The 23538-nt window shown below is 72.4% G+C and carries 20 protein-coding genes; 14 read left to right on the top strand and 6 right to left on the bottom strand.

What is annotated here, in order from left to right; translation table 11 throughout:
- Positions 1-115 precede the first annotated feature (115 nt).
- Complete coding sequence (locus ACFW48_RS12590) at positions 116-961, bottom strand: GntR family transcriptional regulator (RefSeq protein WP_386313430.1); 846 nt, start codon at positions 959-961, stop codon at positions 116-118.
- Between the two features lie 225 nt (positions 962-1186).
- Here ACFW48_RS12590 and ACFW48_RS12585 point away from each other — a divergent pair, with 225 nt between their 5' ends.
- The 5 genes from ACFW48_RS12585 to ACFW48_RS12565 all read left to right on the top strand — a co-directional run bounded on the left by ACFW48_RS12585 (position 1187) and on the right by ACFW48_RS12565 (position 7489).
- Positions 1187-2452 carry an extracellular solute-binding protein gene (locus ACFW48_RS12585; RefSeq protein ID WP_386313427.1) on the top strand — a complete coding sequence of 422 codons (1266 nt, stop codon included), beginning with the start codon at positions 1187-1189 and terminating at the stop codon, positions 2450-2452.
- Between the two features lie 39 nt (positions 2453-2491).
- Positions 2492-3472 carry a carbohydrate ABC transporter permease gene (locus ACFW48_RS12580; protein ID WP_386313424.1) on the top strand — a complete coding sequence of 327 codons (981 nt, stop codon included), beginning with the start codon at positions 2492-2494 and terminating at the stop codon, positions 3470-3472.
- Positions 3469-4320 carry a carbohydrate ABC transporter permease gene (locus ACFW48_RS12575; RefSeq protein ID WP_386313421.1) on the top strand — a complete coding sequence of 284 codons (852 nt, stop codon included), beginning with the start codon at positions 3469-3471 and terminating at the stop codon, positions 4318-4320. Before ACFW48_RS12580 ends, ACFW48_RS12575 begins: the two co-directional genes overlap by 4 nt.
- 65 nt (positions 4321-4385) lie before the next feature.
- A complete protein-coding gene (locus ACFW48_RS12570; protein ID WP_386313418.1) occupies positions 4386-5963 on the top strand; it encodes a beta-N-acetylhexosaminidase in 1578 nt (525 codons plus the stop codon).
- Between the two features lie 95 nt (positions 5964-6058).
- Complete coding sequence (locus ACFW48_RS12565; protein WP_386313416.1) at positions 6059-7489, top strand: cellulose binding domain-containing protein; 1431 nt, start codon at positions 6059-6061, stop codon at positions 7487-7489.
- A 16-nt stretch (positions 7490-7505) separates the two neighbouring features.
- Here ACFW48_RS12565 and ACFW48_RS12560 read toward each other — a convergent pair whose 3' ends face one another.
- Positions 7506-7727: a hypothetical protein gene (locus tag ACFW48_RS12560; RefSeq protein WP_386313414.1), complete on the bottom strand. Its 222-nt coding sequence runs from the start codon at positions 7725-7727 to the stop codon at positions 7506-7508.
- A gap of 298 nt (positions 7728-8025) precedes the next feature.
- A complete protein-coding gene (locus ACFW48_RS12555) occupies positions 8026-8862 on the bottom strand; it encodes a nucleotidyltransferase domain-containing protein (RefSeq protein ID WP_386313411.1) in 837 nt (278 codons plus the stop codon).
- A 278-nt stretch (positions 8863-9140) separates the two neighbouring features.
- Between ACFW48_RS12555 and ACFW48_RS12550 the strand changes: the two genes are divergently transcribed.
- The 4 genes from ACFW48_RS12550 (at position 9141) to ACFW48_RS12535 (ending at position 13685) form a co-directional block, all read left to right on the top strand.
- A complete protein-coding gene (locus tag ACFW48_RS12550) occupies positions 9141-10298 on the top strand; it encodes a M23 family metallopeptidase (RefSeq protein ID WP_386313408.1) in 1158 nt (385 codons plus the stop codon).
- 131 nt (positions 10299-10429) lie between these two features.
- Positions 10430-11074 (top strand): HD domain-containing protein, encoded by a 645-nt coding sequence (locus ACFW48_RS12545; protein ID WP_386313406.1) that lies wholly within the window; start codon positions 10430-10432, stop codon positions 11072-11074.
- Positions 11062-12069 carry a GlxA family transcriptional regulator gene (locus tag ACFW48_RS12540; RefSeq protein WP_386313403.1) on the top strand — a complete coding sequence of 336 codons (1008 nt, stop codon included), beginning with the start codon at positions 11062-11064 and terminating at the stop codon, positions 12067-12069. The genes ACFW48_RS12545 and ACFW48_RS12540 overlap by 13 nt, the downstream gene beginning before the upstream one ends.
- A 77-nt stretch (positions 12070-12146) precedes the next feature.
- Positions 12147-13685: a CHAD domain-containing protein gene (locus tag ACFW48_RS12535; RefSeq protein WP_386313401.1), complete on the top strand. Its 1539-nt coding sequence runs from the start codon at positions 12147-12149 to the stop codon at positions 13683-13685.
- 60 nt (positions 13686-13745) lie between these two features.
- Here ACFW48_RS12535 and ppk2 read toward each other — a convergent pair whose 3' ends face one another.
- The 3 genes from ppk2 to ACFW48_RS12520 form a co-directional block, all read right to left on the bottom strand.
- Positions 13746-14726: a polyphosphate kinase 2 gene (ppk2, locus tag ACFW48_RS12530; RefSeq protein ID WP_386313399.1), complete on the bottom strand. Its 981-nt coding sequence runs from the start codon at positions 14724-14726 to the stop codon at positions 13746-13748.
- 49 nt (positions 14727-14775) lie between these two features.
- On the bottom strand, positions 14776-15045 hold the full coding sequence (locus ACFW48_RS12525; RefSeq protein WP_386313396.1) for a hypothetical protein: 270 nt from the start codon (positions 15043-15045) through the stop codon (positions 14776-14778).
- Positions 15046-15285: 240 nt separating this feature from the next.
- A complete protein-coding gene (locus tag ACFW48_RS12520; protein ID WP_386313970.1) occupies positions 15286-16344 on the bottom strand; it encodes an aldo/keto reductase in 1059 nt (352 codons plus the stop codon).
- A 144-nt stretch (positions 16345-16488) separates the two neighbouring features.
- Here ACFW48_RS12520 and ACFW48_RS12515 point away from each other — a divergent pair, with 144 nt between their 5' ends.
- The 5 genes from ACFW48_RS12515 (at position 16489) to ACFW48_RS12495 (ending at position 23463) form a co-directional block, all read left to right on the top strand.
- Positions 16489-17103: a TetR/AcrR family transcriptional regulator C-terminal ligand-binding domain-containing protein gene (locus ACFW48_RS12515; RefSeq protein WP_386313394.1), complete on the top strand. Its 615-nt coding sequence runs from the start codon at positions 16489-16491 to the stop codon at positions 17101-17103.
- 239 nt (positions 17104-17342) lie between these two features.
- Positions 17343-17870: a hypothetical protein gene (locus ACFW48_RS12510; RefSeq protein WP_386313391.1), complete on the top strand. Its 528-nt coding sequence runs from the start codon at positions 17343-17345 to the stop codon at positions 17868-17870.
- Between the two features lie 454 nt (positions 17871-18324).
- The gene (locus ACFW48_RS12505; RefSeq protein WP_386313388.1) at positions 18325-20460 is read left to right on the top strand and encodes a hypothetical protein; all 2136 of its coding nucleotides are present in this window, start codon (positions 18325-18327) and stop codon (positions 20458-20460) included.
- A 70-nt stretch (positions 20461-20530) separates the two neighbouring features.
- The gene (gene pelF / locus ACFW48_RS12500) at positions 20531-22057 is read left to right on the top strand and encodes a GT4 family glycosyltransferase PelF (RefSeq protein WP_386313385.1); all 1527 of its coding nucleotides are present in this window, start codon (positions 20531-20533) and stop codon (positions 22055-22057) included.
- Entirely contained in the window at positions 22054-23463 is a 1410-nt protein-coding gene (locus ACFW48_RS12495) for a hypothetical protein (protein WP_386313384.1), read from the top strand. The genes pelF and ACFW48_RS12495 overlap by 4 nt, the downstream gene beginning before the upstream one ends.
- The last annotated feature ends 75 nt before the right edge of the window (positions 23464-23538 follow it).

Genomic DNA, 23538 nt, shown 5'->3' with positions numbered 1-23538 from the left:
AGCTCGGTCGGGCTGTCGAGCGCTTTCGGGGCAAGACTCTGCGGGCTCAGCCGTTGCATGTCAATACGTGCTCGATACATAGCCGTTCCGAGCATCTCCGCGCATCGAAAGGGCATCACATTCCGTCCTGCACCACTCCGCGCGTCGAGAGCGTGACGGGGTCTCCGTTCGTGAAGTCACCTGGCGGGATACCCGGGTGATGCCCTTCGCGCGTCGGCGGCGCCTGGTCCCGCGGGCCCAGGGTGAGCCGGGAGACGATGCGGTAGCGGTCGCCGCGGTAGAGGGAGTGCACGTACTCGACCGGACGGCCGCGCGTGTCGGTGGTCAGGCGCTCGAAGAGCAACGCCGGGGACAGTTCGGGTACGTCGAGCAGGTCGGCCTCCGCGCGGGTCACCACGGTGGGTTCGATCGACTGCACGGCCTCGTCGACCCGGACGGCGTGCCGCTCGTTCAGGTGCTCGTACAGGTCGCCCTGCTCCAGTTCGTCACTGGTCAGGTCCGAGACGAGGTCGGCCGGGACGTGCAGGTACTCGATGGCCATGGGCGAGCCGTCGACCAGCCGCAACCGGGCCACGTAGTGGATCTGCGCCGCCGGCGACATGCGCAGCTTGCGGCCCACCCGGGCACCGGCGGGCAGGGTACGGACCTCCAGCAGTCTGCTGGTCCAGGCACCCGCGGCCGGCGGCAGGCTGAAGGCCCGCCGGTCGGAGACCAGTTCCTGGGTGATCTTCTCGGCGGCGACGAACATGCCCCGGCCGTGCTCGCGCACCAGCAGCCCGGCGACCACCAGCTCATCGACCGCGGCACGCAAAGTCGGCCGGGACACCCCGAGTTCGGCACACAGGGTGCGCTCGGAGGGAATCGCGTCACCCGGGCGCCGCTCCTCGATGAGTTCCAGGATCGCGTCGCGGACACGCTCACGCTTGAGCACCGCACCGGAGGCGGCGGCGTCGATCTCCATGCAGTACTCCCGTAACTGGTCTGCTGGTCAGCCGAGTTTACCTGTCCACATCAGTCGCGAACCAGCCACGCATCGCGCAGCTCGGCCGAAACGCCCCTCATACGCGGGGGGTTGACGACCTCATTGGTCCATGCCACCTTCGACCAACGCCGACTGGTAAACCGCACACCCCTTACTGGTCAAGTGTGGGCGCTTCGTCCCTTCCAGCTCTCCCAGAGGTGAACCGTGAAGTACCGCCCGCTCGCCCTGTTCTCCACGCTGGTGCTCAGCGTCGGGCTCGCCGCCTGCTCCTCGTCCGGCGACGCGTCGGACGGTGCCGGCGGCAGGACCGCCCTCGACGTGTGGCTCATGCGCGACAGCGTCTCGGCCGACTTCCAGAAGCAGTTCGAGACGGGCTTCGAGAAGTCCCATCCCGACATCGACCTGAAGATCCAGATCCAGGAGTGGGAGGGCATCGGCGAGAAGGTCACCGCGGCGCTGGCCAGCAACGGCGCCCCGGACGTCATCGAGGTCGGCAACACCCAGGTCGCCCAGTACGCCCAGAGCGGCGGCCTCACCGACCTCTCGGACCGGGTGGACGAACTCGGCGGCAGCGACTGGCTCAAGGGGCTCGCCGAGCCCGGGGCGTACGACGGCAAGCAGTACGGCATCCCGTACTACGCCGCCAACCGGGTCGTGATCCACCGCACCGACCTGTTCGAGAAGGCCGGTGTGGACGCCGCCGGGATCAAGACCCGGGACCAGTGGATCGCCGCCACCGGCAAGCTCGACAAGGGCGGCACGCAGGGCATCTACCTGCCCGGACAGAACTGGTACGTCCTGTCCGGCTTCGTCTGGGACGAGGGCGGCGACCTCGCCGTCGAGTCCGGCGGCGAGTGGAAGGGCGGCCTCGACAGTCCCGAGGCACTGCGGGCCATGGACTTCTACCAGCGCCTCCAGGCCCTCGGCAAGGGCCCCAAGGACTCCGACGAGGCCCAGCCGCCGCAGGCGGAGGTCATGGCGAAGGGGCAGGTGGCCCAGATCATCGCCGTCCCCGGCGGCGCCAAGGTCATCGAGGAGAAGAACCCCGCACTGAAGGGGAAGCTGGGCTTCTTCCCGATCCCCGGCAAGACCGCCGACCGGCCGGGCGCCGTCTTCACCGGCGGTTCCGACCTGGTCGTCCCGGCCGTCGCCGCGCACCAGGAGGAGGCGTTCACCTTCATCCGGGAACTGACCGGAGACGCCTGGCAGAAGAAGCTCGCGGTCGCCATGAGCTACGTACCGAACAAGACCACCCTCGCGGGCGCCGTCGCCGCCGACCCCGGCACCGCGGCCATGGCGGCCGGCGCCGTGAACGGACACGCCACCCCCAACACCCCGCAGTGGGCGGCGGTCGAGGCGAAGAACCCGATCAAGGAGTACATGACGGCCGTACTCACCGGTCGTGACGCCGAGTCCGAGGCCGCCAAGGCGTCCCGGACGATCACCGACACGCTCAACAGCGACTCCTGACAGCAGCCGACTCCGACACCCCGACGACCAGGAGGCGCCGTGTCGACCGTCCGTGAGCGGAGTGGGCCGCGCAAGGTCAGCCGCCCGCCGCGCGCCGCCCCCGGGCGCCCGGGCAGGCGTGGCGGGGCCCGCCCGGGCTCCCTCTGGCCGTACCTGCTGATCGCGCCCGCCGTGCTGGGCATGCTCTACCTGCTGGTCTATCCCCTGGCCCGCGCCGTACTCATCTCCTTCCAGGACTTCCGGCTGCGTCAGCTGATCCTCGGCGACGCCGACTTCGTCGGGCTGCGCAACTACCGCACCCTGCTGGGCGACCCGCAGTTCTGGGAGGTGGTGCGCCGGACCTTCGTGTTCATGGCCGTCAACGTGGTCGCGATCATGGTGCTGTCCACGCTGGTCGCGCTGATGGCCGAGCGGCTCGGCAGGGCGGCCAGGACCGTGGTCCTCAGTTCCCTGGTGCTGGTGTGGGCCGTGCCCGTGGTGGCGGCCACCACGGTCTTCCAGTGGCTGTTCCACTCCGAGTTCGGCATCGTCAACGAGACCCTCACCGGTCTCGGCCTCTCCTCGTACGAGGGCTACACCTGGTTCGCGCACGGCGGTACCGCGTTCGCCATCGTCGTGGTCCTGATCGTCTGGCAGTCCGTGCCGTTCGCGGCGATCACGCTCTACTCGGCCCTGGTCACGGTGCCGGCCGAACTGTACGAGTCGGCGCGGATGGACGGCGCGGGCGGCGCGCGCGTCTTCCGCTCGGTGACGTTCCCGCTGATCCGGCCGATCTTCATGCTGGTCCTGTCCCTCGAAGTGATCTGGACCTTCAAGGCGTTCGTGCAGATCTGGGTGATGACCCGCGGCGGACCGGGCGAGGCCACCACCATCCTGCCGGTGTACGCCGTGCAGACCGCGCTCGCCGGCCAGCGCTACGACCTGGGCTCCGCCGCATCGATGCTCACGGTCCTGCTGATGAGCGGCGTCCTCGTCCTCTATTTCCGTCAACTGTTCCGCCAGGAGAGTGAGCAGCTGTGAGCACCTCGCGCCCCTCGGCCCGACGCGCGCTGCGCCGCCTCCCGCTCAACGCCGCCGCCGCGCTCACCGTGGTGATCTGCCTGTTCCCCGTGTACTGGATGGTCACGACCGCCTTCAAACCGTCCACGGACATCCAGTCGTACGATCCCCGGCTGATCCCCCGTGCCTGGACGTTCGACCACTTCCAGCGGGCGGTCGGCGCCGACGGCTTCGCCCTGTTCTGGCGCAACAGCATCCTGGTCACCCTCAGCGCCGTACTGCTGGCCCTGGTCGTCGCGCTCGGCGCCGCGTACGCCGTGGCGCGGCTGCGCTGGCGCGGGCGTCGGCAGTTCGTGCTCGCGGTGTTCATCGCGCAGATGGCGCCCTGGGAGTCACTGATCATCCCGATCTACATCATCTCCCGCGACACCGGCATGCTCGACCGGCTCCCGACACTCACCCTGATCTACTTCATGATCACGCTGCCGTTCACGGTGGTCGTGCTGCGCGGCTTCATCGCCGGCATCCCGCCCGAACTGGAGGAGGCCGCGCAGGTCGACGGCTGCACCCGGGCCGGCGCCTTCCGCAAGGTCGCGTTCCCGCTGCTGGCACCCGGCCTCATGGCCACCTCGCTGTTCGGCTTCATCACCGCGTGGAACGAGTTCACCTACGCCAACTTCCTCATCATCAAGCAGCAGGACAGCCGGACGCTGCCGGTGTGGCTCTCCTCGTTCCAGTCGACCTTCGGCACCGACTGGGGGGCCACCATGGCGGCCTCCACCCTCTTCGCCCTGCCCGCGCTGGTCATCTTCCTCGCCCTGCAACGCCATGTGACGGCCGGGCTGGCCTCGGGAGGCGTCAAGGGCTGACCGCGTGCGCCGTCCCCCGCCCACCTCCCCGCCCGTCGTGCACCGCCGACCACCGGAGCCGTCCCGTGGAACTGCCACGCCCCGAACTGGCCCTCGTGCCCCGTCCCCGCCGCATCTCCACCCGCTCCGGCCGTTTCCGGCTCGACGGCACGACCCGGCTGCGGGTCACCCCGGGTGCCGAAGCGGCCGCGAACCTGCTTCGCACCCTCCTCGCCCCGGCCACCGGACTGCGGCTGGAGGCAGCCGCCGACGGTGCCTTCGTCCTCGCGCTCGACCCCGCCCTCACCGGCCTAGGTGACGAGGGCTACGGCCTGACCGTGAGCCCGGGGGGCGCCCTGCTGCGCGCCGCCCACCCGGCCGGGCTCCTGCGCGCAGTGCAGACGGTGCGGCAACTCCTGCCCTACGAAGCCCTGTCCGAGCGGCCGGTGCGCGGTGTCTCGTGGGACCTGCCCGCCGTGGAGATCACCGACGTACCCCGCCACGCCTGGCGCGGCTCCATGCTCGACGTGGCCCGGCACTTCCAGCCGGTGCCCTACCTGCGGCGCTATGTCGACCTGATGGCGCTGCACAAGCTGAACGTCTTCCACCTCCATCTCACCGACGACCAGGGCTGGCGGATGCCGGTGGCCGCCTACCCGAGGCTCACCGAGGTCGGTGGCCGGCGGACGGAGTCGATGGCCGGCCCCGCCGGCAGCGACCGCTTCGACGGCGTACCGCACGGCGGCTCGTACACCCGTGCCGAACTGCGGGAGCTGGTCGCGTACGCGGCCGAGCGCGGTGTGACCGTGCTCCCGGAGACCGGCGTACCGGGACATGTCCGCGCCGCCCTGGCCGCCCACCCCGAGCTGGGCACCGACCCCACGCGCCGCCTGGACGTGTGGACGCACTGGGGCGTGTGCGAGAACGTCCTCGGCACCGACGACCACGTCCTGGACTTCTTCCGCACCGTCCTGGACGAGGTGATGGACGTCTTCTCCTCGCCGTACGTCCACATCGGCGGCGACGAGTGCCCCACCACCGAGTGGGAGCGGAGTCCGGCGGCGCGGGCCCGCGCCGCCCGTGAAGGGCTGCCGGGCCCCCGCGCGCTGCACCCGTGGTTCATCGCCCGTATGGCCGGGCACCTCGTGCGGGCGGGCCGTCGGCCGGTCGTCTGGGCCGAGAACGACGTCCCTCTCCCCCTGGAGTGCACGGTGATGAGCTGGCGCGAACCCGGACACGCCCGCGCGGCGGCGCAGCGCGGGCACGACGTCGTCCACGCCGACCACCGCACCACCTACTTCGACTACGCACGCGGTCCCGGCACCGAGGAACCCCCCGGCCAGCCCGGCACCGTCGTCGACCTGCGCGCGGTGTACGACGTGGATCTCGCGCCGCCGACGCCGGATCCGCGGGTCGCCTCCCGGGTGCTGGGCGCGCAGGGGCAGTTGTGGACCGAGTTCGTCCCGACGCCCGAGCACATCGAGTACCTCACCTATCCCCGGCTGTGCGCGCTCGCCGAGCGGGTCTGGGACGGCACGTCGGGCTGGCGGGACTTCACCGCCCGGCTGGAAGGGCACCGTGCCCGGCTGGACGCGCTGAACGTCCCGCACGCCGACCCGCCGCCCACCGTGCCCGTGCCGCCGCGGGTGGGCGGTGTCCGCTGAGCACCGATGCCGACCGGTTCACCGTCGTGTCCCCCACGCCACGCGTCACCACCGAGGTTTCCGCACCGGCGGAAGCCGTGCCGAAAGGATCCCGGATGAGAACCCGACCCACCGTCAGCCGCGCCCGCCTGGCGCTCGCCCTGGCGGCTCTCCTGGGCGGCGGCGCCCTGACCGCCCTCCCCGCGCAGGCCGCGCCCGAGGCAGGCGGTCTCGCCGTGCAGTACCGCACCAGCGCGAGCGGAGCCACCGCCGACCAGACGGAACCCTGGCTCAAGGTGCGCAACACCGGCACCTCCACCGTGCAGCTCAGCCAGGTGAAGGTCCGCTACTACTTCAAGGCGGACTCACCGAACGCCTCCTACCGCTTCGCCTGCTCCTGGGCGGTGCGGGGTTGTTCCGCCGTCACCGGCACGTTCGGCACGCTGAGCAACCCCACCGCGACGGCCGACCGCTACCTGGAGATCGGCTTCACCTCGGCGGCCGGCAGCCTGGCACCCGGCGCGGACACCGGTGACATGCAGCTGCGCTTCCACCAGACCAGTTGGCAGACGGTCCGGCAGAGCGACGACTACTCGTTCGACGGCGCCCGGACCTCGTACGCCGACTGGGACAAGGTCACCGCCCAACTGGCCGGCGCCACCGTGTGGGGCGCGGCTCCCGAGGGCAACGACCCCACCGACCCGACCGATCCCCCCGACCCGACGGACCCGCCCGGTGGCGGACAGACCCTGTTCGACGACTTCGACTACAGCTCGCACACCGACCCGGACATCTCCGCGCACGGCTGGAGCGTACGCGCCAACTCCGGCGGGCCCGGTGTCCCCGGCGCGACCTGGGACCCGTCCAAGGTCACCTTCGTCTCCGCCGGCGGCAACTCGGTGATGAACCTGGAGACGTCCACGGCGGGCACCGGCGCGTCCACCACGCACACCGAGGTCCTCACCAAGGACATGAAGTTCAAGAACGGCACCTACGCGGCGCGCGTGAAATTCTCCGACGCCCCCAAGTCGGGGCCGGACGGGGACCACCTGGTGCAGACGTTCTTCACCATCAACGACCTCAAGGCCCCGATGGCCGACGACTACGCCGAGTACGACTTCGAGTACCTGCCGAACGGAGGGTGGGGCGAGCCGTCGAACATCCTCTACACGACCTCCTGGGAGACCTACAACCCGGATCCCTGGCAGGCCGTCAACCAGCACTCGGAGCAGCGCATCAGCTACGCGGGCTGGCACGACCTCGTCGTCACGATCGACGACAGCGCCATCACGTACTACGTGGACGGGCAGCACTTCGGCACGCATGACGCGCGGTACCTGCCCGAGCGGCCGATGTCGATCAACTTCAACCAGTGGCTGATCGACCTGAACGGGCAGACGTCGACGACCCCGCGCGCCTACGACCAGCAGGTCGACTACGTCCTGCACGTCAAGGACCAGGTGCTCACCCCGGCGCAGGTCGCCGCGAAGGTCGCCGGATACCGCACCGCCGGTACGGGCTTCGTGGATGAGGTTCCCGCGTCCTGACCCCTGGCGGGGACGGTCAGAACAGCCGCTCCTGGGCGGGTGAGGGCCGTCCCCGCCGGATCCGGCGGGGGGTGCTCGGTGCGGGTGCCGTATCACCGAACAGGGGTGCCGTGCCGTACTCGTCCGGCTCGGCCGGGACGGTGGAGGGCCCGGTGCCCACGTTGAGGACCAGTGGGGCGTCCCGGTCGAAATCGCCCGGTGTCATCGCCACCCACTCACGGTCCTGCCGCTCATCCACGCACCGACACCTCTCTCGCGCCGCCCGCCGCGACCACGCGACGCTACCAGCCCTGCGGCAGCCCGGTGATCACGGCTCCCGGCCGGCTCGCTTCCATCGTTCCCGGGCATGCGGCGACCGACGCGTCGTGACGGTCACCATGAGCGCGTTCACTCCCGTCGCGGACTGGTGCGGCCCCGCGTACGGGGGAGAACGCGGGGCCGCACCAGCAAGCTATCGGAGTAGACCCCCGCCTTGCCAGACCCGGCCGCACCGGGACCGTGTGGGCGTCCCCGATCCGCTCCGCACCCGTCGCGGCTCACTCTGGACGGTTCACCGCCAGCAGCTCCGCGATCTGTTCGTGCAGCCGTCGCGGCACCCGGACCGACCACCGGCCGGCTGCCTCGGCGCTCAGTTCCCGGCTCCACTGCCAGCTGTTGCGGGCGGCCGTGCGCACCTCTCCCGCCCGGACGGCGGCGGTGGTGGCGGTGTACCGGTCGACGTCGGCGGCGGGCACGTCCTGTTCCAGTGCCCGGCTGGGAGTCAGCCAGTGTGCGGTGCTGTCCCGCAGGAGCCGGCAGAGCCGCAGCTGCTGCGGTGCGACGACGCCGTGGAGCAGCGCGTGGGCGCGGGCCACTTCACCGCGGGCCAGGACGTGGGCCAGCATCAGGGTCCAGTTGGCCAGTTCGTCGGTGAGCTGCTGTGCGGTGGCGGCGGGCTCGGGCGGACGGAACGCGGCCAGGCGCCGGGCGGCCCGGGTGAGGCGGCCGGTGCGGTCCAGCAGGACGGCGGCCTCGGGGCGGGGCAGGTGCACCATGCCCTCCCAGGTCGGCACCTCCTCGATGCCGGGACCGGCCGGCGTGATGTGGAACTCGCCGCGCATCAGGTCGTCGAAGACGACGGCGAGGATGCCGTACATGTTGGTGTACGCGAGGCGGAGCGGGGCGAGCTGTTCGAGGAACGCCCGGGCGTCGAACTCGTCGAGGTGCTCGTCCTGGACGTAGAGGTAGGCCTCGATGTCGGAGTGGGCGTCGGCCTCGCCGACCGTCCAGGAGCCGTAGAGGAGTACGCCTTCGAGACGGGGTTCGGATCGGGCGAGCTGCCGCAGCCGGGCGATGCGGTCGTCCAGAGCGGGGCAACGGGAGTGGACGGGCATGGGTGACTGTCTCCTGAGTGAGCGCGCGGGAACGCATGATCGACGCCCGGCGTCTGCCGGGCGGATGGCTGTGGACCGTGCGGTCGGTTCAGGAGACGCCCATGGCGGGGACTCTATGCCACGACGGTGGGGCCGGGCGAGGCCGCGGCCGGTCTGCCCGTCGGGCCGCCACCGCCCTGCCCGTTCGGACATCTCCCTCTGCCTCGGGGTCTCCTGACGCCCCCGGAACGGGGCGTTACCTTCGGCTTCGTGAGCATCAGGTCCCGGCGAGCGCCCCGGTGAACGACGAGCGGCCGGCCGTGGCGGAAGCGGCCGTGGACACGGACGAGCGACAGCCGGAACAAGCAGCACGACCCGAGCAGCCGGAACGGCCGGGTCAACCGGAACAGGCCGGCAAGCGGAAGCGTCGCGGTCCGGGGCCCTTGACGCTGCTGCTGTTGCCGGGTCTGGTGACCGTCACCGGCGTGGCCGCGTTTCTCGCGCTGACGGGTGGTCTGCCGTCCCCGTGGCCCGAGGACTCCGGCACGAACCCGGCCGCGGCGGTCGACATCGACCCCTCCTACGTCCCATGGCTGCGCAAGGCGGCCTCGGCCTGCACGATCCTCGAACCGTCCGTGCTCGCCGCCCAGATCGACCAGCTCTCCGGCTGGAGCGACGACACGGACGCGCTCTCCGGCCAGAAGGGCATCGCCGCCTTCACCGACAACGAGTGGCGGACCTGGGGCAGGGACGACGACGGCAATGGGCACTCCTCGCCCCGCGATCCGGCGGACGCCATCATGGCGCTCGGCCGGCAGGACTGCTCGCTGGCCGAGAAGGTGACCGAACTGCGCACCGAGGGCCGGGTCAACGGGGACCTCGTGGACCTGACCCTCGCCGCGTACTCGTCGGGCACGGACGCCGTGACCAAGGCGGGGCGCGTACCCCCGACGGCCAAGGCCTACCTCGCCGAGGTCGAGGCCCTGCTCCCGCGTTACGAGGCACTCGACCGGGCCGAGTCCGGCGGCGGCACGGGCGCGGCGGCCGGCGCGCTCCTGGCCGCACCGGTGAGCCCGCTCACCATCACCTCGCCCTACGGGTCGCGGGAGCATCCGCTGACCGGGGTGACCAAGCTGCACACCGGTGTGGACTTCGCCGCGCCCCAGGGAGCGCAGGTCGTCGCCGCCCGGCGGGGCCGCGTCGTGTTCGCCGCGTCGACCACCGCGTACGGCAACCGCGTGGTGATCGACCACGGGACCATCGAGGGCAAGCGCCTGGAGACCACCTACAGTCACCTGTCGTCCCTGGAGGCCGCCGTGGGACAGACCCTGGAGGCCGGCGCCCCGATCGGACGGGTCGGCTCCACCGGCCTGTCCACCGGCCCCCACCTGCACTTCGAAGTCGTCCTCGACGGGTACTACACCGATCCGCGGCCCTGGCTCGTCGCCACCGGCTAGGGTCTGTCCGGGGGCGCATGTCCGTATCTGTGGGTCGTACGGCCGGGCGGCCATGGCGCCGCCGCCGCGCGCTGCGCAGACTGGGCAGGGCTGCCGGAGACGCCGGCGGACCGATGAGCAGGCGGTTGGCGATGACGAACGACCTTTCCACGACCGGTGTGCGCGTCCCGGACACCGAGTTGGCCCGGGAGGCGACCGAGCTGGTGCGGGACAGCACGAGCGAGCTGATCTACCACCACTCGCGCCGGGTGTACTTCTTCGGCGCCCTCCAGGGGCGCAACCGGAACCTCGACTTCGACCCGGAACTGCTGTATATCGGCGCCATGTTCCACGACCTGGGCCTGAACGAGGCCTTCCACGGCAGTGGCCGGCGCTTCGAGGTGGACAGCGCCGACGAGGCGCGCCGCTTCCTGCGCGCGCACGACGTGCCCGAGGACGGCATCCGGCGGGTGTGGACCGCGATCGCCCTGCACACCACCCCCGGGGTCCCGGAGTTCATGGAACCGGAGGTGGCGCTGGTGACCGCGGGCGTGGAGTACGACGTCCTCGGCATCGGCTACCACGACGTCCCCGATGCCGACCGGGCCGCGGTCGTCGCCCTGCATCCGCGTCCCGACTTCAAGCGCCGCATCCTGGGGGCTTTCACCGACGGAGTGCGCCCCAAGCCGGACACCACGTTCGGCAACGTCAAGGCGGACGTGCTCGCGCACTACGTGCCGGGCTTCGAGCGCGGGGACTTCGTGCGCACCGTCCTGGACTCCCCGTGGGCGGAGTAGGCACGGCCGGGTCCGCGCGGCGTGCGGTGGCGGTGACGGCCTTCGACGGGGTGCAGCTGCTCGACGTCACCGGTCCCGCCGAGGTCTTCACCACGGCCAACCTCTTCGGCGCCCGCTACGACGTACGGGTGGTCTCCCCGTCCGGCACGGACGTGCGGACGTCCTCCGGGGTCAGGGTGGGTGTGGACGGCGGGCCGGCCGGGCTGCCCGGCCGGCTGGACACCCTGGTGGTGACCGGGAGGCGGGAGTGGCGGCAGGCCGTCGCCGAGCCGGATCTGATGGCGCTCGTGACCGGACTGGCCGGCCGCTCGCGCCGCATCACCTCCGTGTGTTCCGGGGCGTTTCTGCTGGCGCAGTCCGGGCTGCTCGACGGTCGGCGGGCCGCGACGCACTGGCGGCTCGCCGGGCAGCTGGCCGCCGCCTACCCACGGGTGACGGTCGAACCGGACCCGGTGTTCGTCCGGGACGGCCCGGTCACGACGTCCGCGGGCGTCACCGCGGGCATCGACCTGGCCCTGGCCCTGGTCGAGGACGACCACGGCGGGGGCCTGGCCCGTGAGGTGGCCCGCGAACTCGTCGTCTTCATGGCCCGCCCGGGCGGTCAGTCGCAGTTCAGCGCGCGCCTGACCCCGCGCGAGGCGCGGCACCCGGTGGTGCGCGCCGTGCTGGACGCCGTGACCGCCGACCCGTCCGCTCCGCACGGCCCGGAGTCCCTCGCCCGCGCCGCGGGGGTCAGCGCCCGGCACCTGCGGCGGCTCTTCCGGGCCGAGACGGGGATGACGACCGCCCAGTACCTGGAATCCGTACGGCTGGAGTGCGCGCAGGCCCTCCTCGAAGGGGGCAACGACCACATCGAGGCGGTGGCGGGCCGGTCGGGCTTCGGTTCCTCGGAAACGATGCGCCGTGTCTTCCAGAGCACTCTGGGCGTCACGCCCACGACCTACCGGGCACGTTTCCGGTCGACCGCGGGGTGCCCGGTGCGGCGTGAGGCATGAGCCGGTTCTCACGGCGTGCCGTCGAACAAGACCGGCACCTCGCGTTTGATCCGCCGTATCGCGTCGAAGGACACAATATGACCCACTCGAAGCGCGAGACAGAGCGAAAGTACGAGCCCTCCTCCCCCGGCGCCGATGGGCTGCCGGACCTCACCGGCGTCGGTCCCGTCGCCTCGGTCACCGAGGCCGGAACCGAGGAGCTGGACGCGGTGTACCACGACACCGTGGATCTGCGGCTGGCCGGCACGTCGGCCACCTTGCGCCGCCGGACGGGCGGCTCGGACGCCGGGTGGCATCTGAAGCTCCCGCTCGCCGGGGACAGCCGGGAGGAGGTGCGGGCCGCGCTGTCGGACGACGTGCCGGAGGCACTGCGCGAGCTCGTCCTGTCCCGCACGCGGGGCGCGGAGCTGCGTCCCGTCGTGCGCATCAGGTCCGACCGCTTGGTACGGCACCTCCGCGATGCCCAGGGCACGGTGCTCGCCGAGCTCAGTCTCGACGAGGTGCGTGCCGACTCGTTGTCGGCCGGTGGTGGCCGTGCCGAGTGGAGCGAACTGGAGGTCGAGCTCGCCGACGGGGCCCCCGCCGGGCTGCTGGACATTGTGGAGCGCAAGCTGCGCAAGAAGGGGATCGCGCGGTCGGACAGCCCGTCCAAGCTCGCCCGGGCGTTGCGGGACACCGGTGCCTCGGCGGAGGTGGAGCCGCCGCGACGGGCGTCGGACGAGGTGGTGCCCGGGTCTCCGGGCGCGTACGTGCAGGCGTACGCGCGCGAACAGGTCGGCATCCTGGTGGCGCTGGACCCGGCGGTCCGCCGGGACCTGCCCGACGGGGTGCACAAGATGCGTGTCACGTGCCGGCGCCTGCGCGGCTGCCTGCGCTCCTACCGGTCGGTTCTCGACCGGCGGGTCACCGATCCCCTTCGCGCCGAGCTCAAGTGGCTGGCGGGTGAACTGGGGGCCGAGCGGGACCAGGAGGTGCTGCGCGAACGACTCCGCGGTGCGGTCGCCGAGCTGCCCGACGACCTGGTGCTCGGCCCGGTCACCGCACGGCTGCGGGTGTGGGACGTGTCCCGCGGCGACGAGAGCCGGACGCGCACGCGGGAGGCCCTGGCCTCGGCCCGCTATCTGCGTCTCCTGGACGCGCTGGACAGGCTGGTCCGGCGGCCGCCGCTGCGCGCCAAGGCAGCGGGCAAACCGGCCCCGGTCATGGCCAAGGCGGTCCTCAAGGAGTACGACCGCCTCGCCGGACGCATGGACCACGCGCTGGAGCAGCCGCCCGGGCAGACCCGGGACGCGGCTTTGCACCAGGCGCGCAAGGCGGCCAAGAAGGTGCGTTACGCGGCCGAGGTGGCGCGCCCGGCACTCGGCAAGCCCGTCGCCCGCCTCGGCAAGCGTGCCAAGGCGGTGCAGAAGCTGCTCGGCGAGCACCAGGACGCCGTCGTCGCCCAGGACACGCTGCGGGCACTGGCGGTGGCGGCCCACGGCGCGGGGGAGACGGCGTTCACGTGGGGCCTGCTCCACGGTCAGGAACGGGCGGGAGCCCGCGCACGGCAGGAGGAACTCCCGTCGGTGTGGCGGGCGGCGTCGGACCCCGCGCTCCGGGCGGCCCTGAACCACTGAGCCGCACGCGCGGCCCGCGTCGGTGCGCGCCACCCGGGGCTTCCGGGTGGACGGCCGGGGTCAGTCCGCCCGGTCCGGGTGGGTCCCCGGCCCGTCGCCGTGTCCGGCCAGCGGTGTCGGCGAGAGGTCGACGGGTTCCTCACCGGCTTCGAGCAGGGTGTCGGCGGCGCCCACGATCAGCGGGTCGGGACTGCCCACGGCCTTGTCGTCCTTCGCCGGATAGTCGCAGCGGTCCAGCAGGCTGCGCATGGCCTCCAGCCGGCCCCGGCGCTTGTCGTTGTTCTTGACCACCGTCCAGGGTGCGTGGGGCGTGTCGGTGGCCCGAAACATGTCGACCTTGGCCGCGGTGTAGTCGTCCCAGCGGTCCAGTGAGGAGAGGTCCGTCGGCGAGAGTTTCCAGCGGCGGACCGGGTCGACCTGGCGGATCGCGAAACGGGTCCGCTGCTCGGCCCGGGAAACGGAGAACCAGAACTTCACCAGCAGGACGCCGTCGTCGGTGAGCAGCCGTTCGAACAGCGGCGCCTGCTGGAGGAACTGCCGGTACTGGGGCTCGGTGCAGAAGCCCATCACGCGCTCGACGCCCGCCCGGTTGTACCAGGAGCGGTCGAAGAAGACGATCTCGCCGCGGGCGGGCAGGTGGGCGACGTAGCGCTGGAAGTACCACTGCCCCGCCTCCCTCTCGGTCGGCTTGTCCAGTGCGACCACACGGGCGCCGCGGGGGTTCAGGCGCTCGGTGAAGCGCTGGATGGTGCCGCCCTTGCCGGCCGCGTCGCGGCCCTCGCAGAGGACGACGATCCGCTGACCGGTCTCCTTGGCCCAGCGCTGCATCTTGAGCAGCTCGATCTGCAGGACCCGCTTCTGCCGCTCGTAGTCGGACCTGCGGACCCTGCGGTCGTACGGATGGTTCTCCCGCCAGGTGTCGATGGGGCTCCCCTCCGCGTTGAGCAGGATCGGCTTCTCCGGCCTGCGCTCGTCGATCCGCAGGCCTTCGAGGAGATCCTCCTCGGGTGCGTCGGCACCGGCGTCGTCCGCCTTCGCCATCCCCGCCTCCTCACTCTCCGGCTTCACAGGGCCTCTCCCGTCTCTGTGCTCACGCCGCGCACGCCCGGCCCCGCACGGCGCGAACGGGCCCGCCCGAAGTCCGGGCGGCCGTGACCCGGTAGGTGGTCCTGGCCGGGTCGGTCAGCGGCTCGCCCAGTGTGATCCGGCCGGCGGCGTGCAGCTTGTCGCACTCGTCGGTGGGCAGGACCGCGTAGCAGCCGCCCCTGCCCGTGGCCGAGTCCAGCGGCCGCCAGTAGCTGTATCTGCGCCCTCCGCCCTCGCGCACGGTGACGAACACAGGGGTACGCGCGTCGGCCACTATCCGCAGGATGTCGGCTCCAGCGGGACTGAGCGGTGCGCATGGGCGGGGCCCGCGGTGACCGGTCGCGCGGGGTTCGGCGGTCTGCGCGTGGACGACGGTGAGCGGCATCGGCTGTGGCCTTTCCGGGACAGGGGACTCGAGACCGCCTACCCGCTACGGCCGGTGTTGATCTCGCTTGCCCGCATTCTGGTGCACGGCACTGACAATGCCGTTCCCACGCCGCCGGAACAGTCCAGGTCAGCCCTGGGGTACGCCCGCGCGCCGCAAGGGGTGGGGGTTGAGACGGGCGAAGCCCTCCTGACGTTCGTAGGGGAAGTAGGGGTAGGGAGCCGTCGTGGCGCTCGCGGCGTCGAGCCTGGCCACCTGCTCCTCGGTCAGCGCCCACCCGACGGCGCCCAGGTTCTGCCGTAGCTGCTCCTCGTTGCGGGCGCCGATGATGACCGAGGAGACGGTCGGGCGCCGCAGCAGCCAGTTGATCGCGATCTGGGGCACGGTCCGGCCCGTCTCCTCCGCGATGGCGTCCAGCGTGTCGACCACCCGGAACAGCAGCTCGTCCGCCACGGGCGGGCCGTAGTCGGCCGTGGCGTGCAGTCGGCTGTCGGCCGGGAGCGGCCGGCCGCGGCGGATCCGGCCGGTGAGGCGCCCCCACCCCAGTGGGCTCCATACGACGGCTCCGACACCCTGATCGAGGGCCAGCGGCATGAGTTCCCACTCGTAGTCCCGGCCGACGAGGGAGTAGTAGACCTGGTGCGCCGCGTAGCGCTGGTGCCCACGGGCGTCCGCGTCGGCCAGCGACTTCATCAGCTGCCATCCGCTGAAGTTGGAAACCCCGGTGTAGCGGAGCTTTCCGGCGCGTACGAGGTCGTCGAGCGTGGAGAGCACCTCCTGCACGGGGGTTCCGGCGTCGAAGGCGTGCAGCTGGAAGAGGTCGATGTAGTCCGTGCCCAGCCGACGCAGGGCCTGGTCGACCGCCGTGATCAGACGCGCCCGCGAGGTCCCCGCGTCCGCCGGCCCGTCACCCATCGGCAGCCCGGCCTTGGTGGAGATGATCACCTGGTCGCGCCGCCCCTTCACGGCGGCGCCGAGCACCTCTTCCGAAGCGCCGCCGGAGTAGACGTCGGCGGTGTCGAACATGGTCACCCCCGCCTCCAGGCAGATGTCGACCAGACGGCGCGCCTCCGCCTCGTCCGTGCTGCCCCAGGCGCCGAAGAGTTCCCCCCGCCCGCCGAAGGTGCCCGCGCCGAAGCTCAGTGCCGGGACCATGAGCCCGGACGCGCCCAGTCTCCTGAATTCCACCATCGCATCCCTTCGTCCGGCCGTCCGTCGCGCCGTGGTGATGTACGACGCGCAGGACCCGCCACCCATTAACGGGACATGTGTTCCGTTAAGATGTCCATAGGCTAACAGGAACCCAGTTACTAATGGAACCGGAGTACCGTTATGACGTCCGAAGGTGTGGGAGCCGGCACCGTCCGCCCGGGCGGACGCACCGCCCGCGTACGGTCCGCCGTACTCCGGGCCGCCGGCGACGCCCTGGCCGAGCACGGCCTGGCCGGCCTCGATCTCGCGGACGTGGCCCGCCGCGCCGAGGTCGGGAAGACCACGGTCTACCGGCGCTGGGGAACCCCGGCCAACCTGGTCGCCGACCTGCTGACGGACATGGCCGAACAGTCGCTCCCCCGCACCGAGACCGGCACACTCCTCGGCGACCTGCGCGCGAACGCCCGGCTCGTGCGGCGCACGCTGACGGACCCGCGCCAGGGCGCGCTCTTCAGGGCGATGATCGCCGCCGCGACCTGCGACGAGCAGGCGGCCGCCGCCCTCCACCGGTTCTACGACGTCCGCGTCGCGGAGTGGGAGCCCTGCGCTCGCCAGGCCGTCGAACGCGGCGAGCTGCCCGAGGGAACCGACACGCGCGAGGTGATCCGCGCCGTCTCCGCCCCCCTCTACTACCGCCTGCTGACCACCGACGAGCCGCTGGACGAGGCGGCGGCGGACCGCGCCGCGGAAGCCGCGGCCGCGGCGGCGCGAGCGGGAGTCTTCCGGTCCCCGTGACCGGCGGGCACCCGGAATCCGCCATTGCCACCGGGACACAGGACCGGTGGTCCGGCATCGGCGCATCCGAGGACCGCCCGCGCGGCCCCTCTCGATGTCGTGCACGAACGCCGACCACCACCGGTTATGACGAGGCCGTCACAGACCCTTCACCGAACGCACACTTCCGGCCGAGCCCCGTTCTCCGTGTTCCCGGCGGTACAGACGATGCGCCGGTGCCGTGCCTAATCTCCCGGGCCATGCGATCCACACGAACGAGACGCTTCGGTCTCGCCACGATCATCGCCCTCGCCCTCGCCCTGTTCGGCCTGGCGCCCTCCGCGAGCGCCGCCGACCCCGCCCCGGCCGAGCTGACGTTCACCACCGACGCGGCGACCACCCAGCCGGGCGGCACGGTGAACCTGTCGATGACGATCAAGAACAACAAGACGTACGACATCTGGTTCGTCTACCAGACGATCGACCCGACCTGGCTGACCACCCAGCGGCCCGATCTCAAGTACAGCTTCACCGGATGCAGTCTGGCGTCGGAGGCCGGCGCCGTCCCGTGCACCGGGACCGGACCGGCCAACCTCGGCGCCAACTACGGCGCCACCATCCCGCCCGGCCAGAGCCGCACCGTCACCCTGACCCTCCAGGTCGCCGCCGACTCCGGCTGCAACGGCAACATCGGTTTCTACTCGTACTACTACGCGGAGTTCAGCGACAGCGCGAGCGTCAACGGCGGCCCGGTCCACACGCCGGAGACCCGCGTCCTGTGCGCCTGACCGCACGTCCCCGCACGCACTGAGCGCCGACGGCGGCCGGCCCGCGACGGACCGGCCGCCGTCGGCGCGAGCAACATCACGGCTGACCTGATCTCGCTCCACACCCGGTCGGCGCACTGGTCGAGACCATTGACGCCCACACTCCACGGAGGCCGGGATTCCGCGCCCGTCACTTCGCGGCTCGCAGCAGCACACGGGCCTGCCGGGGTGGTCCGACACGCGGAGCCAGGCGTTCGCCGCCCAGTCACGCCGTGCCCGTGCCGGGTAAATGGACCCATACGCTTTTCCGTCAAGTTCCGCAGCAGGCACACAAAAACTCCACACGCGCCTCACTATGTGACGCGACGGAAACGTCGACGACCGGCGTCTCAGAGGGGCGACGGCGTGGTCACGGGGTGGGCGTGCTCCGGCAGGAGCGTGCCCCACCCCTGCCCGGGGGAGGGAATCTCACCGCATGAAGCGGACCATTCGCACTACGGCGCTCGCAGTGGGCGCGCTGATCGCGTCGCTCGGCCTACCGGCCGGCCCGGTCCACGCCGACACCCCGGCCCCGCGCATCGACCTGCGCGTGCTGGTCGTGAGCGACGGAGGACCGGCCACCGACGCGATCGCCGCCGAACTGGAGACCGCGGGCACGCCGTACGCGGAGGTCGACCTCCGGGACGCCGGCCGGCCCGTGATCGACGCCGGCTTCCTGGCGGACACCGTGGACGGACGACCGCGGGCCAGATTCCAGGCCGTCGTGCTCCCCAACGACAACCCCTTCCCGGCGGACTCCGCCGAGATGGCGGCGCTCGCGTCCTACGAGCGGACCTACGCGATCCCGCAGGTCGACGCCTACACCTACGCGCGCCCCGAGGTCGGGCTCCAGTACGCCGTCGGCACGGGGTACGCCGGCAGCGTCGACGGCGTCCGCGCGGAGGTGACGCGGGCCGGGCTGGCCGGCCCCTTCGGGTACCTGGACGGTGCCGTCCCCTTCGAGGACAACTCCCCCACCGTGGGCGAGTCCTACGCCTACCTCTCGACACCCGCACCGGGCGCCGACTTCGTGCCGTACGTCCAGGCGGCGATACCCGGGCGGGCGACCAAGGGCTCACTGGTGGGCGAGTACCGGCACGACGGGCGGCGCGAACTCGTCGTCACGTTCGTCTACAACCAGCATCAGCAGCAGTTCCGGCTGCTCGCCCGGGGCATCGTGGAGTGGATGACCGGCGGGGTCCACCTCGGCGCCGACCGCAACTACTTCGCCGTGCACGTCGACGACGTCTTCGCGGCCGACGACCGCTGGGACACCGAACTCAACTGCACGCCCGGCGACGTGGACTGCCCGCCGGGCGAGGGCACGCCGAACCCCATCCGCATGGTCCCGGCCGACGTCGACCACGCCACCGCCTGGCAGGACAGCCGTGACTTCACGCTCGACCTGGCCTACAACGGCTCCGGCAGCGTCGACCACCGCCAGGACAACGGCGGCGCCGACCCGCTCGCGGACAAGCTGATCGCCGACCGGGACCGGTTCCGCTGGATCAACCACACGTACACGCACGCCTTCCTGGGCTGCCGGCAGGACGTCGGCGTCGTCCCGTGGAAGTGCGCGACCAACCCTGACGGCAGCACCCGGTGGGTGAGCCGGAACGAGATCGCCGACGAGATCGCCACCAACCGCGTGTGGGGCGAGGAGGCCGGACTCCCTCTGGAGGGCGACGAGTTGGTGACCGGCGAGCACTCGGGTCTGAAGGTGACCCCGCAGCAGCCCGAGGACAATCCGAACCTGGGGCCGGCCCTCGCGGACAACGGCATCGCCTGGCTCGCCTCGGACAACTCCCGCGACCCCGTCCAGCGGCGGGTCGGCAGCGCCACGACCGTCTCCCGCCATCCGATGAACGTCTTCTACAACGCCGGACGGGCGGCCGAGCAGGTCGACGAGTACAACTGGATCTACACCAGCCGCGCCCAGGGCGGCAGCGGCATCTGCGAGGACAACCCCGCCACCTCCACCTGCCTGGCCGCCCCGCTGGACACCGCCACGGGCTACGCCGGCCACATCGTGCCGCTGGAGACGCGCATCGCGCTCGGGCACGTCCTGTCCAACGACCCCAAGCCGCACTTCATCCACCAGTCGAACCTCGCCGAGGACCGCATCGCGTACCCCGTTCTCGACGGCGTGCTGGAGGGCTACGACGCCCTGTTCGCCGACAGCACCCCCGTGGTGAACCTCCGCATGGAGGACATCGGCGTCGAGATGCGGCGCCGCGCCGCCTGGCGGAGCGCGGTCGACGCCGGGCAGGTCACCGGTCACCGCATCGGTGACACCGTCACCGTCCAGGCACCGGACGGCGTGGCCGTGACGGCGACGATGCCCACGGGCACCCTGCACGGGGGCACGGGCTTCGGGGACGCCTACGCCGGCGCGCTGTCCGGCTGGACCCCGACAGTCGACGGGCCGCTCTCCCTCACCCTGCCGTCGTCGGCCACCGCGCCCTCCGCCGCCGCCGGACCCGGCGACACGGCCGCCGCGACGCGCACCGCGCCCCGCACCCGCGTACCGGCCGGCGTGACCGAGCCGGTGCCCTACGGCGCGGAGCGCTGAGCGCCGCACCACCACCGCAGGTCCGGTCAGCCCGCACCATCAGCCCACACCTCGGCCGTGGAGCACCTCCATGCACGTTTCCCACGGCGCGCGACGCTCCGGCGCGTCGCGCGTCACCCTGCTCACCGAAGGCACCTACCCGCACAGTCACGGCGGCGTGAGCGTCTGGTGCGACCAACTCGTCACCGGCATGCCCGACCTCGACTTCGACGTCATCGCCGTGACCGGCACCGGGCGCGAACCACTGGCCTGGGACATCCCCGGGCACGTCTGCCGGGTCGTCTCCGTCCCCATGTGGGGGCCCGCACCGCAAGGGCGTCCGCCTCGCGGGCGGCAGCGCAACCAGCTCGCCGACGCCTACGAGCGGTTCGTGACCGCGTTGCTCGACCCGCGCGCCGAGGACGGGTTCGGCCCCGCCCTGTACCGGCTCGCGCGGGCCGCCGCGGACGGCCGCCTCGGTCCGTTCCTGCGCGGGGACCGGGCGATCGGCATCCTGACCGCGGTCTGGAACCGACCCGGACTGGCCGTGCGCGAGGCCCGGCCCACCCTGCACGACGCGGTGACCGCGACCTCGCTGCTGGAACACGCCCTGCGTCCGCTGGCCGCGCCGTACCCGGAAGGCGGCGTGGCGCACGCGGTCAGCGGCGGTGTCGCGGTCCTGCCCGGACTGGCCGGACTGGACCGGCACGGCGTGCCGCTGCTGCTGACGGAACACGGCGTCTACCTGCGCGAGCGCTACCTCGGCTACCGCACCGCCCCTTACCGGTGGCCGGTGAAGGCACTCCTGTTGGGCTTCTTCCGGCTGCTGGCCGAGGAGACCTACCGCCGGGCCGCCCTGATCACCCCGGGCAACCGCTACAACCGGCTGTGGGAGGAGCAGGGCGGTGCGGCCCCGAAGTCCATACGCACGGTCTACAACGGCGTGGACCCGGCAGCGTTCCCGCCCGCCGGTCCCGAGCCCGCGGAACCCGTACTCAGCTGGGCCGGACGGGTCGATCCGATCAAGGACCTGGAGACCCTGATCCGCGCCTTCGCCCTCGTACGGGCCGAACTGCCCGCCGCCCGGCTGCGGTTGTTCGGCGGCACACCGCGCGGCGGCGAGGTCTACCGGGAGCGCTGCGAGGCGCTGGCGGCGGAACTCGGGCACGGTGACGCGGTCACCTTCGAGGGCCGGGTCGAGGACATCAAGGACGCGTACGCCGCCGGGAACGTCGTGATGCTCTCCAGCATCAGCGAGGGGTTCCCCTTCACCCTGATCGAGGCCATGTCGTGCGGCCGGGCGACCGTCTCCACGGACGTGGGCGGCGTGCGGGAGGCCGTCGGCGACACCGGTCTCGTGGTGCCGCCCCGCGATCCGGCCGCCATGGCCGCCGCGGCACTGGAGCTGCTGGCCGACGCCGCGCGCCGCCGGGCGATGGGCGAGGCGGCCCGGCTCAGGGTGATCGAGCAGTTCACACTCCGTCAGACCATCGACACCTTCCGGTCCATCTACCTGGAGCTCTCCGGGTCCGGCGGTACGGCCGCCCGCGCCGCGGCCGCGGAAGAGGACGCGTTCGCGACGGCGGGCGCCACGCCGGTGAGGAGTGCGACCGGATGAGCGGACCCATGGCCCTGGAACCGGGTGGCGCGGAGCAGGACACGCTGGCGCTGCGCCTCGCCGACGACCGCACGCTCGCCCTGCGCACGGCCGACCGGCACACGCTCGCCCTGGTGCGCCCCGGGCACGGCGCCCGGCACGACGCGGTCGACGAACTGGCCGCCGAACTGGCCCACCGCATCGCGCCCGCCGTCCATCCCTACGAGGTGGCCGCACTGCTGGAGTCCGAGGGGCTGACCGGCGAGGTGATCCGGGAACGGTACGGGCACCGTGACCTGTTCTCCCTCGCCACGGCGCTGTACGAGCGCATACCGCGAACCTTCCCGGACCCGCCGCGCCCCGCCGACCCCTGGCGGCCCGACCACGTGCGGTGCGCGCTGCGGGGCGCGCTGTTCGCGCTTCCCGGTCTCGCCTACGCGCTCGCGGGCCGCCTGCTGCCCCAGGACGGCGCGGTGCGGGCCCTGGTGGTGGCGGGGCTCCTCTCCTGGGCCTGGAACCAGGCGCTGGGCCACCGGGCGTATCTCCGGCTGGCGACCGGGCGGTGGGAGGCGGGGCGCACTCTGCTCAAGGGGGCGCCGGTGGGCGCCGTCGCGGCGACCGCGGCCGGAGTGTCGGTCGCCGGGTCCGGCGCGGCGGCGTTGGCGGTGACGGCCCAGTCCGGATACCTCGCGGCGGCCGGTGTGCTGCTCGTACTGGGCCGGGAGCGGCTGCTGCTGGCCGCGCTCACGCCGGTGATCGCCGGCGCGGCGGCGTTGCCGTGGTGGGAGCCAGGGACCGTTCTGCGGGCGGGGCTGCCGCTGCTGTCGCTCCTGGGGGCGGCCGCCGCGGCCGGCTGGGCGCTGCGCGGCACCCGGGCGACCGCGCCGGTACCGGACACCGCCCGCCCGGACCTGCTGCGCTCGCTGCCGTACGGCCTGTTCGGGCTGGCCGCCGGGGCGTTGGTGTTCCTGGCGGGCCGCGATCATCCGTGGGCGGTGATCGTGCTGACCCTGAGCATGGGTCCGGCGGAGTGGCTGCTGTACCGCTACCGCGGGCTGTCGGTGGCGGCGTTGCGGGCCACCGGCACCCCGGCGGGTTTCCGGCTGCGCTCGGCCGCCGTGCTCGCGGGCTGCCTGCTGGTGTACCTCGGTCCGCTGGTGCCCGCGGCACTGCTCGCCGACGCCGAACCCGTCACGCTGCTGCTGCTCGCGGCGGCCCTGTGGACCTCCCTGCTGCTCCAGGCCTTCGGCGTGGCCTGGCCCCCGGCCGCCCTGTGTCTCGCGGCGGCCGCCGGCGCCGGCTCGGTCGCCCTGGCCGGGCTGCCACCGGGCTCGGCAACCGCCCTGCCGCTGTGCTGCGGCGCCGCCGCGCTCTGTCTCACGGTGTGCGTACTGCGGCTGCTGGGCCGGCCGGCGGCCCATGCGTGAGGCCGGCGGGACCGCCGTACGACTGCCGGGCCCGCACCTGCCCGCACCTCGCCACCCACCGATTCACCGACCGGA

This window comes from Streptomyces sp. NPDC058812, assembly GCF_042744565.1.
In the GTDB taxonomy this organism is placed as follows: Bacteria; Actinomycetota; Actinomycetes; order Streptomycetales; family Streptomycetaceae; genus Streptomyces; species Streptomyces thinghirensis.
This window is presented reverse-complemented; position numbering and strand designations above follow the sequence as displayed.

Excerpts from the sequence above, each read along its gene's own strand:
- ACFW48_RS12590 (WP_386313430.1), bottom strand. The coding sequence starts at position 961 with ATGGAGATCGACGCCGCCGCCTCCGGTGCGGTGCTCAAGCGTGAGCGT.
- ACFW48_RS12565 (WP_386313416.1), top strand. The coding sequence starts at position 6,059 with ATGAGAACCCGACCCACCGTCAGCCGCGCCCGCCTGGCGCTCGCCCTG.
- ACFW48_RS12555 (WP_386313411.1), bottom strand. The coding sequence starts at position 8,862 with ATGCCCGTCCACTCCCGTTGCCCCGCTCTGGACGACCGCATCGCCCGG.
- ACFW48_RS12545 (WP_386313406.1), top strand. The coding sequence starts at position 10,430 with ATGACGAACGACCTTTCCACGACCGGTGTGCGCGTCCCGGACACCGAG.
- ACFW48_RS12535 (WP_386313401.1), top strand. The coding sequence starts at position 12,147 with ATGACCCACTCGAAGCGCGAGACAGAGCGAAAGTACGAGCCCTCCTCC.
- ppk2 (WP_386313399.1), bottom strand. The coding sequence starts at position 14,726 with ATGGCGAAGGCGGACGACGCCGGTGCCGACGCACCCGAGGAGGATCTC.
- ACFW48_RS12515 (WP_386313394.1), top strand. The coding sequence starts at position 16,489 with ATGACGTCCGAAGGTGTGGGAGCCGGCACCGTCCGCCCGGGCGGACGC.
- ACFW48_RS12510 (WP_386313391.1), top strand. The coding sequence starts at position 17,343 with ATGCGATCCACACGAACGAGACGCTTCGGTCTCGCCACGATCATCGCC.
- ACFW48_RS12505 (WP_386313388.1), top strand. The coding sequence starts at position 18,325 with ATGAAGCGGACCATTCGCACTACGGCGCTCGCAGTGGGCGCGCTGATC.
- pelF (WP_386313385.1), top strand. The coding sequence starts at position 20,531 with ATGCACGTTTCCCACGGCGCGCGACGCTCCGGCGCGTCGCGCGTCACC.
- ACFW48_RS12495 (WP_386313384.1), top strand. The coding sequence starts at position 22,054 with ATGAGCGGACCCATGGCCCTGGAACCGGGTGGCGCGGAGCAGGACACG.